This window comes from Arthrobacter sp. NPDC093125, assembly GCF_044754225.1.
Classification (GTDB): domain Bacteria; phylum Actinomycetota; class Actinomycetes; order Actinomycetales; family Micrococcaceae; genus Arthrobacter.
Genome location: NZ_JBIVOQ010000004.1, coordinates 135,076 through 150,052 on the forward strand (window position 1 = coordinate 135,076; position 14,977 = coordinate 150,052).

Below are 14,977 nucleotides of genomic sequence, written 5' to 3' on the forward strand. Positions count from 1 at the left end.
AAAAGGTGAGGGGAAGGGGTTAGGCGTGGTCGGCGAGGAGGCCGGTCACGGGAACCCATTCGGTAGTGCGGGTGCCGGAGATGACGCCTGCAGAGGCGAAGGGATCCTGCTTCAGGATGTCGTTCAGGGCGCTCTCGTCGGCGGCCTTGAAGATCAGCAGCGCGCCGGCGCCGTCCCCGTAGGGTCCGCTGGCGAGGAGAACGCCGTCCTGGGCCAGGCCTGCGGTCCACTCACGGTGCGAAGGGCGGCTGGCTGCGCGGGCCTCGGAGGATTCGGCGTCGTATACGTACTCAACAGCAAAAACAGTCATACAGACACCCTATCCCGCGGCCGCCCTAGCCGAGGAGCACCACCTTCGTAAAGGCTGCCACTCCGGCCGCCCACAGCATCGAGGACAGGGTACCGATGATGAACCGTTCAGCAGCAACGGGGGTCTCCTTGAGTTCGGCGAACCGTCCCAGGCCCTTAATGGCCACGACGTAGGCGATGGCGACGGGCTGCCCGGCAAGGATGGCCAGACACACGGCGAGGCGTTCCAGCACGCCGATAATGGCCCCTCCCCGCAGGATCCGGGTTGTGGGCTCGGCGGCAGTTTCCCGCGGCACCGTGATGTCGCCGTTGACGGTGTTACCGCCCTTCGCGTCGCCGGCGTCCGCTTTCCCGGCACCTGCTTTCCCGACACCCGGACCAGTCCCTGAATCAGGAGCCCTTTCACGGTCTACCGTGACATCCGCAGAGGGATCGTCCCCACTGCTGGCCAGGCCGGCGTCGGCATCGGCCTTGTCGTCGATGGTGCGGGCCAGCTTGAACACCAGGGCGGTCACCGGCCAGCCAACGAATCCTGCCGTCAGCAGGGCAACTGCGATCCAGAGTGCGTTCACCGTTCTCCTCGGTCGGGCGCTTCGGGGCCGGCGGCTTTCAGGACCAGCCCGTGGGCGGTGGCCAGCAGCATTTCCACTGCCGGTCTCGCCGCCCATTCTTCCTGCCATCCCGACCTGATGACGGCCCGGCTCACCGACTGCTCGCTGATTCCCAGATCCCGTGCGACGTGCTTCTGCTGTCCGTGCCGGCCGGGGTCGTGTCCGTTCCGGGCGCGGAGCGCGTCCACCACCCGCCATTGGGCCTCGGTGCGTTCCTGGACCAGCCGGCCCACGAGCCGCAGGACGGCTTCGGCGTTGGCGCACGCCCTGGCGCCCTCTTCGGAGTCGTCCGTTGCAGGGGCACCACGGCCGGCGGCTCCGGAGACAACGGCCAGCGGAACGTGGCTGCCTGCGGCCTTGGCCCGCTCCACTGCCTGCCTGGCCGCTACGAACGCTGCTCCCGATCCTTCCCGGGGGCTCGCGGGCTGTGGCTCGTTCACCGGCCCGATGCCAACGCCGACGTACCACAGGCCGCTGCGGAGCGCATGAAGGCTGACTTCCACGACGTCGCGCGGGTCATTGAGGACGCCTTGAACCTCATCCCCCACTGAACGTTCAAAGCCGCGGGAGATCCGGTGCAATGCGGCGAGGAACTCCGGCACCCGGTCGACGTCGGTACTGCTGCCGCGCTGGTCAATGGTCAAGACGTACATGTCTCAACCTTAAACGGCAGATTTTTCAATATCAATCAGATCCAGCTGATAATCCAAAATCAGCTACCATCGGTTTAGGAGTTAGCCGAAGAGATTGACCGGTTTCACAATGTCGGCGTAGATCAGCAAAGCGCCCATCCCCATCAGCAGCACTGCCACGACATACGTCACGGGGAGAAGCTTGGCGATATCGAAGGCGCCTGGATCGGGCTTGCCGAAGAGCTTGGCGACACGGCGACGGAGGCCTTCATACAGCGCCCCCGCCACATGACCGCCGTCGAGGGGCAAGAGCGGCACCAGGTTGAAAACTGCCAAGGCGAAATTCAAGCCGGCGAGCAGACCAACAAGGGCGGCGAGCCTGGATTGTGCCGGCACCTGCTCCATGGCGGCGACTTCGCCGGCTACCCGGCCCACGCCCACCACGCTGATAGGGCCGTTCGGATCCCGCGGCTCTTCGCTGAACGCCGCCTGCGCCACGCCGGCCACGCGGGCCGGGAGATTCAGGATGACGCCGGCGATCTGGCGGATGTTCTCCCCCGCCATCGGCAGGACTGACGACGCCGGCTGGGCAACGAGGGCGGTCTGCGCACCGATGCCGAGGAAGCCGACGTCCTGGAACATGGGGTCGCCCTGGCCGTCCCTTGCCTGCCGTCCGTCCTCCCCGACTACCGGCCGCGCCGACAGGACGGGGGTGACGGTGGTGGTCACGGGCGCACCGTCCCGTTCGACCGTGATGCTGACCTCCCGTCCGGCTGAAGCACGGATCCATCCTGTGAGCTCAGCCCAGTCCGTCACCGTTTTGCCGTCAAAGGAGGTGATGACGTCATTGGGCTTGAGCCCGGCGGAGGCAGCGGGGGTGAGCTTGCAGTCCGCGGAGTCCGGGTCCACCGTCTCCCCTGCCTTCACCTGGCATTTCGAAACGTCGGCAATGGTCGTCGTCGGGGTGGCGATGCCGAAGCCCATCAGCAGCACAGCGGTCAGCACGAGGCCGATCAGCAGGTTCATCGCCGGTCCGCCCAGCATCACCACGATCTTTTTCCAGACCGGAAGCCGGTAGAAGACGCGGTTTTCGTCGCCCGGCCCCACCTCTTCATGGGCCATGGAGCGTGCCTCGGTGGCCAGGGTCTGGAACATGCCGGTGCTGGAGGGCCGCACTGACCCGTCGTCCTTGTTGGGCGGGTACATGCCGATCATCGACACGAAGCCGCCCAGCGGCAGGGCTTTGAAGCCGTATTCCGTCTCGCCCTTTTTCTTCGACCAGAGGGTGGGGCCGAAGCCGATCATGTATTTCGTGACGCGGACTTTGAAGAGCTTGGCCGGAAGCAGGTGCCCCACTTCGTGCAGGGCAATTGACACGGCGATGCCGATCGCCACGAAGACGACGCCGAGGATAAAGAGAATGACGGGACTCATGCCTGGATCTGCTGCTTCCTAGAGACTGCTCACTGCTAAACGTTCGTGGGTGCGTGCCCGTGCCCACTTTTCAGCCTCCAGCACGGACTCGACCGTCAGCTGGGAGGAGCCCGGGTGTTCGCTGAGAACCACTTCGATGGTATCCACAATGTCGGTGAACCGGATGCGGCCCTCGTGGAACGCCAGGACGGCTTCCTCGTTTGCCGCGTTGAAGACGGCAGGGAACGTACTCCCCCGCTCCGCGGCTTCCTTGGCGAGCTCGACGGCGGGAAACGCGGCTGCGTCCAGCGGCTCGAAGTTCCAGCTCACGGCGCGGCTCCAGTCGCAGGCCGTGGCCGCGTTCGGAACCCGGTCCGGCCAGCCCAGCCCCAGGGCGATCGGCAGGCGCATGTCCGGCGGGGAGGCCTGGGCAATGATCGACCCGTCCACGAACTGCACCATGGAGTGGACCACGGACTGGGGATGAACCACGACGTCGATGCGGTCCAGCGGGATGTCGAACAGCAGGTGCGCCTCGATCACCTCCAGGCCCTTGTTGACCAGCGTGGCGGAGTTGGTGGTGACCATCAGGCCCATGTCCCACGTGGGGTGCGCCAGGGCTTCCTCGGGGGTGACATCGGCGAGCCGCTCCCGGGTGCGGCCGCGGAACGGTCCCCCGGACGCCGTGAGGATGAGCCGGTCCACCTCGGCGGCGGACCCGGAGCGCAGGCACTGGGCGATGGCGGAATGTTCCGAGTCGACCGGCACGATCTGGCCCTCCCTGGCCGCGGCCTTGACGAGCGACCCGCCCACAATCAGGGATTCCTTGTTCGCCAGCGCCAGGGTGGCTCCGGTGCCCAGGGCAGCCAGGGTAGGCGCCAGGCCGATGGAGCCGGTGATGCCGTTGAGCACCACGTCTGCTTCAACCGCAGCGATCGTGGTGGAGGCATCCGGACCTGCGACGATCTCGGGCCGGTACGACGAGAGCCCGGCTGCGCGGGCGGCGTCGTCAATCAGTTCACGGAGCCGGCCCGGATCGCCGGTGGCGATGCCCACCGCGAGCGCCTTCGTTTGGACAGCCTGCTGCGCAAGGAGTTCAAGGTTCCCGCCGCCGGCGCTGAGTGCCACTACCTCGAAAAGGTGCGGGGCGCCGTCGACGACGTCAATCGCCTGGGTGCCGATGGAACCGGTCGATCCGAGGAGGACAATTCTGCGCGGATTGCCCGCTGGTTGGCTGGTGGAACGGCCGGCGCCCGAAGTCTGCATGCCTTAAGTATCCCGCACCCTGGGCGTCCCGCCGTTTGCCGGAAACGGCCGCTCCGGGAGCTTGTGCTGCGGCCGTTTTTGGCAATCGGGCAACCATCTTGACGCTCATGGCGCCGTGAGTAACGTGGAATCGTGGACTGGGCCGCGTGGTTTGACTGGTTTGACGCGCCGGACTACGAATTCGCCCGGCAGGTATTGCAGCGCGGCGTCGCCGGGCTCTTTTTCGTTGCGTTCCTCTCCTCACTGAACCAGTTTCCGGCGTTGCTCGGGGAGCGCGGACTCCTTCCCGTTCCGGACTTTCTGGAGGCATTCAGCAGGTTCCGGCGGCCTACGCTGTTCCGTTGGCGCTATTCGGACCGTCTGCTGCGGGCGGTCTGTGTGACCGGTATGGTCATCGCCGGGACGCTCGTTCTGGGCCTCCCCCAGCTCGGGCCGCCATGGGTGCCGCTTATTGCGTTCCTGGCCCTGTGGCTGCTGTACATGTCCATCGTCAACGTGGGGCAGACGTTCTACGGCTTCGGCTGGGAGATGCTGCTGCTCGAAGCGGGCTTCACCGTGGCGTTCCTCGGCTCCGACCAGACGGACCCGCCCCGCACCATTCTGATCCTTATCGCCTGGCTGGTGTTCCGCCTGGAGTTCGGCGCGGGCATGATCAAGATCCGCGGCGGACGGGAATGGCGGGACCTCACGGCGCTGTACTACCACCATGAGACGCAGCCCATGCCGGGACCGCTGAGCCGACAGGCACACCTCCTGCCCAAGCCGTTCCACAAGCTGGAGGTGCTGGGCAACCACTTCGCCCAGCTCGTGGTGCCGTTCTTCCTCTTCGCCCCGCAGCCGATCGCGAGCATCGCAGCAGGCATCATCATTTTCACGCAGCTGTGGCTCGTGGCCAGCGGCAACTTCGCCTGGCTGAACTGGATCGCCATTGTGCTGGCCTTCGCCGCCGTCAGCGATCCGGTGGCCCATGCAGTGCTGCCCGTCATTCCGCTCGACTGGCATGCCGCCGGCGCCGGGCGTGAAACGCCGCTCTGGTGGCTCGTGATTACCCTGGCCGCGACTGTGCTCCTGGTGGTCCTCAGCTACTGGCCAATCCGCAACCTGTTCTCGCACTACCAGCTCATGAACGCCAGCTTCAACCGCTGGCAGCTGGTCAACACCTACGGAGCGTTCGGCACAGTCACGAAGCAGCGGATCGAGGTCGCTGTTGAGGGCACCATGGACGAGGACCCCGACGAGTCCGCGGACTGGCGGGAGTACGGCTTCAAGGGCAAGCCCTGGGACGTGCGCAGAATGCCCCGCCAGTACGCGCCGTACCACCTGCGGCTCGACTGGCTCATGTGGTTCCTGCCGCTGCGCACGGTCCATGAAGAGTGGTTTTACGTGTTCCTTTCCAAACTCCTGGAGGCGGATCGAGCAGTGCTGCGCCTGCTGCGGCATGACCCGTTCGACGGCGAGCGCCCCCGTTGGGTGCGCGCCCGCACCTACCTCTACCGCTTCTCCACCCGCGACGAGTTCCGTAAGACCGGCCAACGCTGGATCCGCACTCCGCTGTATGAGGCCATTCCGCCGCTCTCGCTGCGGCGGGTTCCCGGGCGGCGGCAGTAGAAAGGCGGCAGTAGAAAGCGGGCGCCAGTTGAAAGCTACGCTCTGATGCCCGCCCGGCGGATGGTGGATTCCGCGTGCTTCAGGATGGGCCCGTCGATCATTTTTCCGTCGTACTGGAACACCCCGCTGCCGGAGGCATGGGCCGCTTCCAGCAGCTGTCGTGCTGCAGCCACGTCCGCTTCGGACGGGGCGTACGCGCCGCGCACCACGGGCACTTGGGTGGGGTGGATGCACGCCTTCGAGCTGAATCCTGAGGCCACTGCGTCCCGGGCCTCAACTCCGAGTCCTTCAAGGTCAGGGATGTTGACGTACACCGCGTCCACGGCTTCCTTGCCGAAGGCGCCCGCCGCCAGGAGCACGGATGACCGCGCCTGCAGGGCAACGGCGCGGTAGCCGCCGTCGTCCTTCCTGCTTGAGGTGCCGCCAAGGGACGCGAGGAGGTCCTCGGCACCCCACATCAGCGCCACCACGTTGGGGGCGGCGGCGATGGCAGGGGCGTTCACGATTCCGGCGGCCGTTTCGCACAAGGCAATGACGTGGAATCCTTCCAGTGCCCGAAGCTGCGCTGCATTTTCAGTCTTGGCGAGCATCACCGTCCGGTACGGCGTATGCGCCAGGCAGTGCAGGTCCTTCTCGAAGTCCTCCGTGCCGGCGGGGTTGATCCGGATGATGGTCCGGCTCGGGTCCAGCTCGGGCACTTCTAGCGAGCCCGCGAGCTGGGCCAGGATGGCTCCGCGGGCCCGCTGCTTATCAGGAGCAGCAACCGCGTCCTCGAGGTCGAGGATGACCGCGTCTGCACGGTCGGCAGCCTTTTGGAAGCGCTCCGGGCGGTCGGCGGGGCAGAAGAGCAGGGCGGGACCCATTACGAAAGTCATACAGTCATTCTCCGATTATTCTTCCGTCCGCGCTTCATTGTCCGGGGCTTAAGTGTCCGTTCGCGCTTCAGTGTCCGTTCGCGCTTCAGTGCCTCGCTGGATCCGGGCATGCGCCTCCCTCGTCCACATGAGGCAGCTGCGGGTCGCCAGCGCCACCACGGTGCCGTCCTGGTTGCGGCCGGTGTGCTGCATGGTGACAATCCCCTGGCCGGGGCGGGATCCGGAGAGCCGCTTTCCGGTGATAACCGTCTCCGTGTACAGCGTGTCCCCGTGGAACAAAGGGCCGGGAAAAGACACGTCCGTCAGTCCCAGCTGCGCGATGATGGTGCCCTGCGTCAGCTGGGTCACGGACTGCCCGACGACGGTTGCCAGCGTAAACATCGAGTTCACCAGCCGCTGCCCGAACGGCTGCCCCGCGCTCCACGCCGCGTCCAGGTGCAGCCCCTGCGTGTTCATGGTCATGGTGGTGAAGAGGACATTGTCGGCCTCGGTGACTGTACGGCCTGGGCGGTGCGCGTAGACCACGCCCTCCTCCAGTTCCTCGAAGTACAGCCCGCGCTGCTCGATAACCCGTTGTTCGGTGACAGGGTGTTCAGGCACACGCTGATCAGGCATCCGGTGTTCAGGCGCAGGCTGGTCAGGCACAGGCTCTTCCGTCATACGGTGAGTTCCTGGTCTTCCTCGAACAGCTCCGCACCGGTGGCCGCGGCGACTTCCTCGACGGAGACGTTGGGGGCCAGCTCGCGCAGCACCAGGCGCGGGACTGCGCCGTCGGTCACGACGTCGATCACGGCAAGGTCGGTGATGATGCGGTCCACGCAGGCCTTGCCGGTCAGCGGCAGCGTGCACTGTTCGACGATCTTGGGCCTGCCGTTCCGATCCACGTGTTCCATCATCACGATGACCTTCTTGGCCCCGAAGACCAGGTCCATGGCGCCGCCCATGCCCTTGACCATCTTGCCGGGAATCATCCAGTTGGCCAGGTCGCCGTTGGTTGCCACCTCCATGGCACCGAGCACGGCGACGTCTACGTGGCCTCCGCGGATCATGCCGAACGACAGCGACGAGTCGAAAAATGCGGCGCCCTTGTTGACGGTGACGGTTTCCTTTCCTGCATTGATCAGGTCCGGGTCCACCTCGTCCTCGCCCGGGTAGGGGCCGACTCCAAGGATGCCGTTCTCGGAATGGAGCACCACCTCAACGCCGGCGGGAATGTAGTTGGGAATCAGCGTGGGCATGCCGATGCCCAGGTTGACGTACTGGCCGTTGCTGAGCTCCTGCGCCACCCGCGCAGCGAGTTCGTTTCGTGACCATCCCCTGCCGTCGGGGTGCGACGAAGCGGCGCGCCGGTATTCGTGGCGGACACCTTCGGGGCGGGGAGCCTGGGGGCTGTTCGGATCCATTCCTATGCTCCTGCCTGCTCACGGGCGCCGGCCGCAGTGAGGGCCACCGTCCTCTTTTCGATGCGCTTCTCGCCCTGCGGAACCACGACAACCCGCTGGACGAAGATTCCCGGCAGGTGGACGTGCTCGGGGTCCAGCTCCCCCGGTTCCACCAGCTCTTCAACCTCTGCGATGGTGATCTTCCCCGCCATGGCGCACAGCGGGTTGAAGTTCATGGCGGTGGCGTGGAAGACGAGGTTCCCGTGGCGGTCGCCCTTCCACGCGTGGACCAGGCCGAAGTCCGGCGTCAGGGACTCTTCAAGGACATAGTCCACGCCGTTGAAACTCCGGACTTCCTTGGGCGCCGACGCGACCGCGATGCCGCCGTGGGCGTCGTACTTCTGGGGCAGGCCGCCCTCGGACACCTGGGTGCCGACACCGGCCTTGGTGTAAAACGCAGGAATTCCTGCCCCGCCGGCCCGCAATTTCTCGGCGAGGGTTCCCTGAGGGGTCAGCACCACCTCGAGCTCACCGGCAAGGTACTGCCGGGCGAACTCCTTGTTCTCCCCCACGTACGAGCTGATGGTCCGCCGGATGCGGCCGTCACGGAGCAGGATACCCAGGCCCCAGTCGTCCACGCCGCAGTTGTTGCTCACCGTTTCGAGGTCCGTGGTGCCGTGCTCATGCAGGGCATTGATCAGCGCCACCGGGATACCGCACAGGCCGAATCCCCCCACGGCGAGTGAAGCGCCGTCGGGAATATCCGCAACGGCCTCCGCAGCGCTCGCAACAACCTTGTCAATCATCATTGATCCTTTCAGGTGTTCCCGACCTCGTCCCCTCGGACCGTCTAGAGCCCGAGCTCCCGGGCGATGAGCATCAGCTGGACCTCCGTGGTGCCTTCGCCGACTTCAAGGATCTTGGAGTCACGGTAATGGCGTGCCACGGTGAACTCGTTGATGAAGCCATAGCCGCCGAATACCTGGGTGGCATCCCGCGCGTTATCCATGGCCGCCTCGCCTGCGACCATCTTAGCTATGGCCGCCTGGGTCTTGAACGGCTTTCCCGCGAGCATCCTGGCGGCCGCGTCGTAGTAGGCCAGGCGGGCAGTATGGGCCCTCGCCTGCATGCGCGCGATCTTGAAGGAGATCGCCTGGTACTTGCCGATATTGTTTCCGAACGCGCTGCGCTCCTTGGCGTACCGCACCGACAGATCCACGCAGCCCTGGGCGGCACCCGTGGCAAGCGCCGCGATGGCGATGCGGCCTTCGTCGAGGATGGACAGGAAGTTGGCGTAGCCCCGTCCCTGCTGTCCCAGCAGGTTGGCTTCGGGGACGCGGACATCCTTCAGGGTCAGGGGATGGGTGTCCGAGGCATTCCAGCCGACCTTGTTGTAGGCCTTCTCAGCCTTGAAGCCGGGCGTGTCGGTCGGCACCAGGATCGTGGAGATCTCCTTCTTGACGCTGCCGTCCTTGCGTTCGTGCTGGCCCGTCACGGCGGTCACCGTGACCAGCCGGCTGATGTCCGTGCCCGAGTTGGTGATGAATTCCTTGTTGCCGTTGATCACCCAGCTATTTCCGTCTGCGCCGACTTCCAGCCGCGCCGTGGTCTTGGTGCCGCCGGCGTCCGAACCTGCCTCAGGTTCTGTGAGCCCGAAGCCTGCGAGCGCCTTTCCCGAGGCGAGCAGCGGCAGCCACTCCTCTTTCTGCGCCTCGGTGCCGAACCGGTGGACGGGCATGGCTCCCAGGGAAACGCCGGCCTCCAGGGTGATGGCGACTGACTGGTCCACGCGGCCCAGCTGTTCCAGGGCAAGGGCCAGTGCGAAATAGTCTCCGCCCATGCCGCCGTATTCCTCCGGGAACGGCAGTCCGAAGAGCCCCATATCCGCCATTTGCGAGATGACTTCGTACGGGAAGCTGTGTTCCTCGTCGTGCTTAGCCGCGACGGACGCCACGACCTCATCGGCGAACTCCCGGACAGTGTTGCTGAGGTCCTGGTATTCCTCGCCGAGCTCAAAATCGGCCATGCTCAGGCTCCCTTACGTTCAATGGTTTAGGTTCGATGGTTCAGGTTCGTTGGTTTACGTTCAACGGTCGGATCTGTGGTCTGGCGCGTCGGCGTTTGATGCCGCATGGATGGTGGCCAGCACCTGGTCGGCTTTGACCAAGTCCCCTGGGCCGACGCTGATGTGCACTGTGCCGGCCACTTCGGCGACCAGCTGGTGCTCCATCTTCATCGCCTCCACGGAGAGCAGCACCTGCCCGGACTCCACGGCGTCGCCGTTGGCTACGGCCACAGAGACGACGGTGCCGGGCATCGGCGAGCGCACCTCGGGGTCCGCCGCACCCTCTTCGCGCTCGATGGCGGCGAGCACCCGCTCCAGGCGAGCTTCCCGGGTGAGCACGTCGAGCCTGCAGGACCAGCCGCCCCTGCCCACGTAGACATGCTGCGGACGGCCTTTCCCCTTCCCGTCATCTTCGCGGCCGTCATCCCGACGGCCGTCCTCCCCCGGGGACCCGAGGGCGAAGACGTGCTCCTGGCCGTCCACGTGGAGCTGAATGGATTTACTTGTCAGGCCGAGGACGACGACCGTGTACTGCGGTCCCCCATTGACGCGGGCCAGGGCGTGGCCAGAGGCGTTCCCGAACCACGTGATGGCAGCTGTGGCAAGGGCACCGCCGGGCAGGCCGAAACTTACGCGCCAGGGCGCCGGGCTGCCCAGCCGCCAGCCCCGGACGGTGTTCCAGGGGGAGGCAACCCCGCGAGGGCCTTGGGCCGCGGCCCAGAACTTCATGGCGGCTGCGATGACTTCAAGGTCGCCCGGCGCGTGGAAGGCCAGGTCCGGCATTTTCCGGTCGATGAGCGTGGTGTCCAGGTGCCCGGCGCGGACATCGGCGTCGTTGATCAAGAGCCTGAGGTATTCAACGTTCGTGCCCACTCCGAGAACCGTGTATCCCGCGAGCGCCGCGTCCAGCCGGTCGAGCGCCGACTGGCGGTCCTGGCCCCAGGCAATGACCTTGGATAGCAAAGGGTCGTAGTCGCTGGAGATTTCCAGCCCCGGCAGCAGTGCCGAGTCGATCCGCAGATGCGGATCAGCGGCAGGCCTGGCGACGTCGGCTTCCGCCGGGGCGGTAAAGATGCTGCCGCGTTCATCGAGCAGCACTACTTCGCCGGTGGACGGCAGGAAGTTCCGCTCCGGCACTTCCGCGTACACGCGCGCCTCCACCGCGTGGCCGTTAAGCACGACGTCGTCCTGCGCCACGGTGAGCACCTCACCGGCGGCGATGCGCACCTGCCATTCGACGAGGTCCACTCCGGTGACCATTTCGGTGACCGGGTGCTCCACCTGGAGGCGGGTGTTCATCTCCATGAAGAAGAACTCGTCCGGGTCGTTGTCCGAGACGAGGAATTCGACCGTTCCGGCCCCGGTGTACTGCACGCTGCGGGCCGCCTGGCAGGCGGCTTCACCGATGCGGGCGCGCCTCGCGCCGCCGTCGTCCAGGGATTCCAGCAGCGGTGACGGTGCTTCCTCGATTACCTTCTGGTGCCTGCGCTGCAGGGAGCATTCGCGCTCGCCAAGGTGGATGACATTGCCGTAGGAGTCCGCCAGGACCTGCACCTCGATGTGCCGCGGCGCCGCGACGAGGCGTTCCAAGAAGAGGGTGTCGTCCCCGAACGCAGCGGCCGCCACGCGCCGGGCGGTGACCAGGGCGGCGGGGAGGTCCGACGGCCGCTCCACGATGTGCATGCCCTTGCCGCCGCCGCCGGCAGACGGCTTGATGAGCAGCGGAAAGCCGACGCCGGCCGCGGCGTCGATCAGTTCGCGGTCCGTCAGCCCGGGTTCGGCGACGCCGGGGACAACGGGAACGCCGTAGCCGGCCACGTGGTTCTTAGAGCGGATCTTGTCGCCCATGACTTCGAGGGCTTCGGCGCCCGGACCAATGAAGGCGATTCCGGCCGCGGCCAGGGCCCGGGCGAATGCGACGTTCTCACTCAGAAACCCGTAGCCGGGATGTACCGCCTGAGCGCCGCTCTCCCGGCAGGCCCGGATGATGGCCTCGATCCTGAGGTAGCTCTCGCCCGCCGCGGCGGGACCGATCCGGACGGCAGTGTCCGCCTCCTTCACATGGCGGGCGCCCACATCGGCGTCACTGTAGACGGCGACGGACCGGATGCCCATCGCGCGCAGCGTGCGGATCACGCGGCATGCGATCTCGCCGCGGTTCGCGACCAGGACCGTGGAGAAAATGGCGTGGTCAGCGGCGGGACGGGCAAAGGCCGGGGCCGGCGTCGTAATTGCTTGGTCGGTCATTTTCTGGCTCACATCCGGAAGAGGCCGAAGGAGGTCTCCGGCAGGGGCGTGCGGGATACGACGTCGAGGGCGAGTCCGAGAACGGTGCGTGTGTCCGCGGGGTCAATCACACCGTCGTCCCAGAGGCGCGCGGTGGAGTAGTACGGGCTGCCCTGGTCCTCGTACTGCTGCCGGATGGGGGCCTTGAAGGCTTCCTCATCCTCGGCGGACCACTCCTGGCCGGCTGCCTCGTACTGGTCACGCTTCACGGTGGCGAGAACGCTTGCTGCCTGGTTTCCGCCCATCACGGAGATGCGGCTGGCGGGCCACATCCACAGGAACCGCGGGGAATAGGCGCGGCCGCACATGGAGTAGTTGCCCGCGCCGAAGGACCCGCCGATCACCACGGTCAGCTTGGGCACCCGGGCCGTGGCCACGGCGGTGACCATCTTGGCGCCGTTCTTGGCGATCCCGCCCTGCTCGTAGTCCTTGCCCACCATGAACCCGGAGAGGTTCTGCAGGAAGACCAGCGGGATGCCGCGCTGGTCGCAGAGTTCGATGAAGTGCGCTCCCTTGAGTGCGGACTCGCTGAACAGCACACCGTTGTTGGCCACGATGCCCACCGGGTGTCCGTGCAGCTTAGCGAACCCGGTCACCAGCGTGGTGCCGTAGTTCTTCTTGAACTCGTGGAACCTGCTGCCGTCGACCAGCCGGGCGATCACCTCACGCACGTCATACTGGGCGTTGACGTCCGTGGGGACCGCACCGTAGAGCCCGGCCGTGTCAACCACCGGTTCGACGGCGGCATCCACCTGCCAAGGGGGCGCTGCGGGCCGGGGCAAGGTGGCCACGATGTCCCGGACGATCTGCAGGGCGTGTTCATCGTTTTCCGCCAGATGGTCGGTGACACCGGAAATACGCGAATGGACCTCGCCGCCTCCGAGTTCCTCGGCAGTAACGATCTCACCGATGGCGGCCTTCACGAGGGGAGGACCGCCCAGGAAGATAGTGCCCTGGTTCCGAACGATCACCGTTTCATCACTCATCGCGGGAACATAGGCACCGCCCGCAGTGCACGAGCCCATGACGGACGCGATCTGGGGAATCTTTGCGGCGGACATCCTGGCCTGGTTGTAAAAGATCCGCCCGAAGTGTTCCTTGTCCGGGAAGACCTCATCCTGCTTTGGCAGGAAGGCGCCGCCGGAGTCGACCAGGTAGATGCAGGGCAGCCGGTTTTCCAGAGCGATCTCCTGGGCACGGAGGTGCTTCTTAACTGTCATGGGATAGTAGGTGCCGCCCTTGACGGTGGCGTCATGGGAAATCACCAGAACATGCCGCCCATGGACCAGCCCAATACCTGCGATCAGTCCGGCGCCCGGTGAATCGTCGTTGTACATGCCGTTCGCTGCCAGCGGGGCGATCTCCAGGAAGGGGCTGCCTTCATCAAGCAGCTGGTCAATGCGCTCCCGCGGCAGAAGCTTTCCGCGGGCCACATGGCGCTCGCGGGACTTTTCGGGACCGCCCAGCGCAGCTTCGGCGAGCCGTTTGCGGAGTTCAGCCGCGAGCGCCTGCTGCGCAAGGCTGTTGGCTTCAAAGGCCTCGCTGGTGGTGTCCAGCCGGCTGGCAAGTGTCTCCATTGACCGCTTCCGTTCCTGGCCAGCCCTTTCGATGCGGGCTGACCACATTTCGGTTAGTGCCGCGTAACTGAGATTTAGGTTAGTCTCTATTAACTGTGATGTCCAACACACGCGCGGCTTGCTAGAGTTTGCAGGTTCGAGGAGGAAAAGTGCCGATCGCAGAACAGGACATGCTCGCCGGGAGCGAACCGTCAGCAGCTCCGACCCTGGCCGAGGGTGTCCCGCCAAGCCGGGCAACGCAGCGCAGCCGTGCCAAGGAGACCCGCCGGCAGGCGCTGCTGTCCGCCGCAGCGTCGCTCTTTGCCGTCAACGGGTTCAACCGGGTGTCGCTGGAGGATCTGGGCGCCGCTGCCGGCGTCAGCGGACCCGCCGTCTACCGCCATTTCCCAGGCAAGCAGGCCGTGCTGGGTGCACTCCTCCTGACCGTCAGCCAAGACCTGCTGGACGGCGGGCGGCACGTGGTGGCGGACGCAGCAGACCCGACTTCAGCCCTGGGCCGGCTGGTCCAGTTCCATGTGGACTTCGCCCTGAGCAATCCGGATGTGATCCGGGTCCAGGACCGGGATTTCACCAACCTCTCCGAGGAAGACCAGGCGCAGGTGCGGGCCTTACAGCGCAGCTACGTGGAGCTGTGGGTAGACGTGCTGGCAGGCATTCACAGCGAAACGGACACGGCCGACCTGCGGATGCGCGCCCATGCGACCTTCGGGCTGATCAACTCCACGCCCCACTCCGTCCGGAACCATGGCCGCCGGATGGCTGTCAGATCGGCCCGGCCGCTGCTGGAGAACATGGCGCTGGCAGCCCTGACCGCCCCGGGTGGGCCGTCGGCCTAAGCCCTGGCTCTCCCCATCCGGCAAGGACGGCCCTGGCCCGCTTGACCGTTGCTGGTTAGCGCCGGTCATACGGGCCTGGGCCGCTTGTACGGGGTAGGGCCGCTTGTACAGGGTAGG

At 66.0% G+C, this 14,977-nt stretch carries 14 protein-coding genes; 2 read left to right on the forward strand and 12 right to left on the reverse strand.

What is annotated here, in order from left to right; all coding sequences use genetic code 11:
* Nucleotides 1–19 precede the first annotated feature (19 nt).
* The 5 genes from ACIP9X_RS10280 to dxr all read right to left on the reverse strand — a co-directional run bounded on the left by ACIP9X_RS10280 (nucleotide 20) and on the right by dxr (nucleotide 4,231).
* Complete coding sequence (locus tag ACIP9X_RS10280) at nucleotides 20–310, reverse strand: YciI family protein (RefSeq protein WP_400479635.1); 291 nt, start codon at nucleotides 308–310, stop codon at nucleotides 20–22.
* A gap of 25 nt (nucleotides 311–335) precedes the next feature.
* The gene (locus ACIP9X_RS10285) at nucleotides 336–881 is read right to left on the reverse strand and encodes a hypothetical protein (protein WP_400479636.1); all 546 of its coding nucleotides are present in this window, start codon (nucleotides 879–881) and stop codon (nucleotides 336–338) included.
* Entirely contained in the window at nucleotides 878–1,573 is a 696-nt protein-coding gene (locus ACIP9X_RS10290; protein ID WP_400479637.1) for a MarR family transcriptional regulator, read from the reverse strand. The genes ACIP9X_RS10285 and ACIP9X_RS10290 overlap by 4 nt, the downstream gene beginning before the upstream one ends.
* Before the next feature lie 81 nt (nucleotides 1,574–1,654).
* The gene (locus tag ACIP9X_RS10295; RefSeq protein ID WP_400479638.1) at nucleotides 1,655–2,986 is read right to left on the reverse strand and encodes a M50 family metallopeptidase; all 1,332 of its coding nucleotides are present in this window, start codon (nucleotides 2,984–2,986) and stop codon (nucleotides 1,655–1,657) included.
* An 18-nt stretch (nucleotides 2,987–3,004) separates the two neighbouring features.
* Nucleotides 3,005–4,231, reverse strand: a complete 1,227-nt coding sequence (dxr, locus tag ACIP9X_RS10300; protein ID WP_400479639.1) for a 1-deoxy-D-xylulose-5-phosphate reductoisomerase — start codon at nucleotides 4,229–4,231, stop codon at nucleotides 3,005–3,007.
* A gap of 132 nt (nucleotides 4,232–4,363) precedes the next feature.
* Here dxr and ACIP9X_RS10305 point away from each other — a divergent pair, with 132 nt between their 5' ends.
* Entirely contained in the window at nucleotides 4,364–5,839 is a 1,476-nt protein-coding gene (locus tag ACIP9X_RS10305) for a lipase maturation factor family protein (protein WP_400479640.1), read from the forward strand.
* A 35-nt stretch (nucleotides 5,840–5,874) separates the two neighbouring features.
* Here ACIP9X_RS10305 and ACIP9X_RS10310 read toward each other — a convergent pair whose 3' ends face one another.
* From ACIP9X_RS10310 to ACIP9X_RS10340, 7 genes are read right to left on the reverse strand one after another with little or no spacing between them, the layout of a single operon-like run.
* Nucleotides 5,875–6,714, reverse strand: coding sequence for an HpcH/HpaI aldolase/citrate lyase family protein (locus ACIP9X_RS10310; protein WP_400479641.1), 840 nt, complete (start codon nucleotides 6,712–6,714; stop codon nucleotides 5,875–5,877).
* Between the two features lie 48 nt (nucleotides 6,715–6,762).
* The gene (locus tag ACIP9X_RS10315; RefSeq protein ID WP_400479877.1) at nucleotides 6,763–7,329 is read right to left on the reverse strand and encodes a MaoC family dehydratase; all 567 of its coding nucleotides are present in this window, start codon (nucleotides 7,327–7,329) and stop codon (nucleotides 6,763–6,765) included.
* Nucleotides 7,330–7,370: 41 nt separating this feature from the next.
* Nucleotides 7,371–8,117, reverse strand: coding sequence for a CoA transferase subunit B (locus ACIP9X_RS10320; RefSeq protein ID WP_400479642.1), 747 nt, complete (start codon nucleotides 8,115–8,117; stop codon nucleotides 7,371–7,373).
* 2 nt (nucleotides 8,118–8,119) lie between these two features.
* Nucleotides 8,120–8,902: a CoA transferase subunit A gene (locus ACIP9X_RS10325; protein WP_400479878.1), complete on the reverse strand. Its 783-nt coding sequence runs from the start codon at nucleotides 8,900–8,902 to the stop codon at nucleotides 8,120–8,122.
* Between the two features lie 44 nt (nucleotides 8,903–8,946).
* Nucleotides 8,947–10,122, reverse strand: a complete 1,176-nt coding sequence (locus tag ACIP9X_RS10330; protein ID WP_400479643.1) for an acyl-CoA dehydrogenase family protein — start codon at nucleotides 10,120–10,122, stop codon at nucleotides 8,947–8,949.
* 60 nt (nucleotides 10,123–10,182) lie between these two features.
* On the reverse strand, nucleotides 10,183–12,408 hold the full coding sequence (locus ACIP9X_RS10335) for an acetyl/propionyl/methylcrotonyl-CoA carboxylase subunit alpha (RefSeq protein ID WP_400479644.1): 2,226 nt from the start codon (nucleotides 12,406–12,408) through the stop codon (nucleotides 10,183–10,185).
* A gap of 8 nt (nucleotides 12,409–12,416) precedes the next feature.
* Nucleotides 12,417–14,024: a carboxyl transferase domain-containing protein gene (locus ACIP9X_RS10340; RefSeq protein ID WP_400479645.1), complete on the reverse strand. Its 1,608-nt coding sequence runs from the start codon at nucleotides 14,022–14,024 to the stop codon at nucleotides 12,417–12,419.
* Between the two features lie 149 nt (nucleotides 14,025–14,173).
* Here ACIP9X_RS10340 and ACIP9X_RS10345 point away from each other — a divergent pair, with 149 nt between their 5' ends.
* Nucleotides 14,174–14,860: a TetR/AcrR family transcriptional regulator gene (locus tag ACIP9X_RS10345; RefSeq protein ID WP_400479646.1), complete on the forward strand. Its 687-nt coding sequence runs from the start codon at nucleotides 14,174–14,176 to the stop codon at nucleotides 14,858–14,860.
* Nucleotides 14,861–14,977 lie beyond the last annotated feature (117 nt).

Excerpts from the sequence above, each read along its gene's own strand:
- ACIP9X_RS10330 (WP_400479643.1), bottom strand. The coding sequence starts at position 10,122 with ATGGCCGATTTTGAGCTCGGCGAGGAATACCAGGACCTCAGCAACACT.
- ACIP9X_RS10315 (WP_400479877.1), bottom strand. The coding sequence starts at position 7,329 with ATGCCTGATCAGCGTGTGCCTGAACACCCTGTCACCGAACAACGGGTT.
- ACIP9X_RS10340 (WP_400479645.1), bottom strand. The coding sequence starts at position 14,024 with ATGGAGACACTTGCCAGCCGGCTGGACACCACCAGCGAGGCCTTTGAA.
- ACIP9X_RS10280 (WP_400479635.1), bottom strand. The coding sequence starts at position 310 with ATGACTGTTTTTGCTGTTGAGTACGTATACGACGCCGAATCCTCCGAG.
- dxr (WP_400479639.1), bottom strand. The coding sequence starts at position 4,231 with ATGCAGACTTCGGGCGCCGGCCGTTCCACCAGCCAACCAGCGGGCAAT.
- ACIP9X_RS10310 (WP_400479641.1), bottom strand. The coding sequence starts at position 6,714 with ATGACTTTCGTAATGGGTCCCGCCCTGCTCTTCTGCCCCGCCGACCGC.
- ACIP9X_RS10290 (WP_400479637.1), bottom strand. The coding sequence starts at position 1,573 with ATGTACGTCTTGACCATTGACCAGCGCGGCAGCAGTACCGACGTCGAC.
- ACIP9X_RS10295 (WP_400479638.1), bottom strand. The coding sequence starts at position 2,986 with ATGAGTCCCGTCATTCTCTTTATCCTCGGCGTCGTCTTCGTGGCGATC.
- ACIP9X_RS10320 (WP_400479642.1), bottom strand. The coding sequence starts at position 8,117 with ATGGATCCGAACAGCCCCCAGGCTCCCCGCCCCGAAGGTGTCCGCCAC.
- ACIP9X_RS10325 (WP_400479878.1), bottom strand. The coding sequence starts at position 8,902 with ATGATTGACAAGGTTGTTGCGAGCGCTGCGGAGGCCGTTGCGGATATT.
- ACIP9X_RS10335 (WP_400479644.1), bottom strand. The coding sequence starts at position 12,408 with ATGACCGACCAAGCAATTACGACGCCGGCCCCGGCCTTTGCCCGTCCC.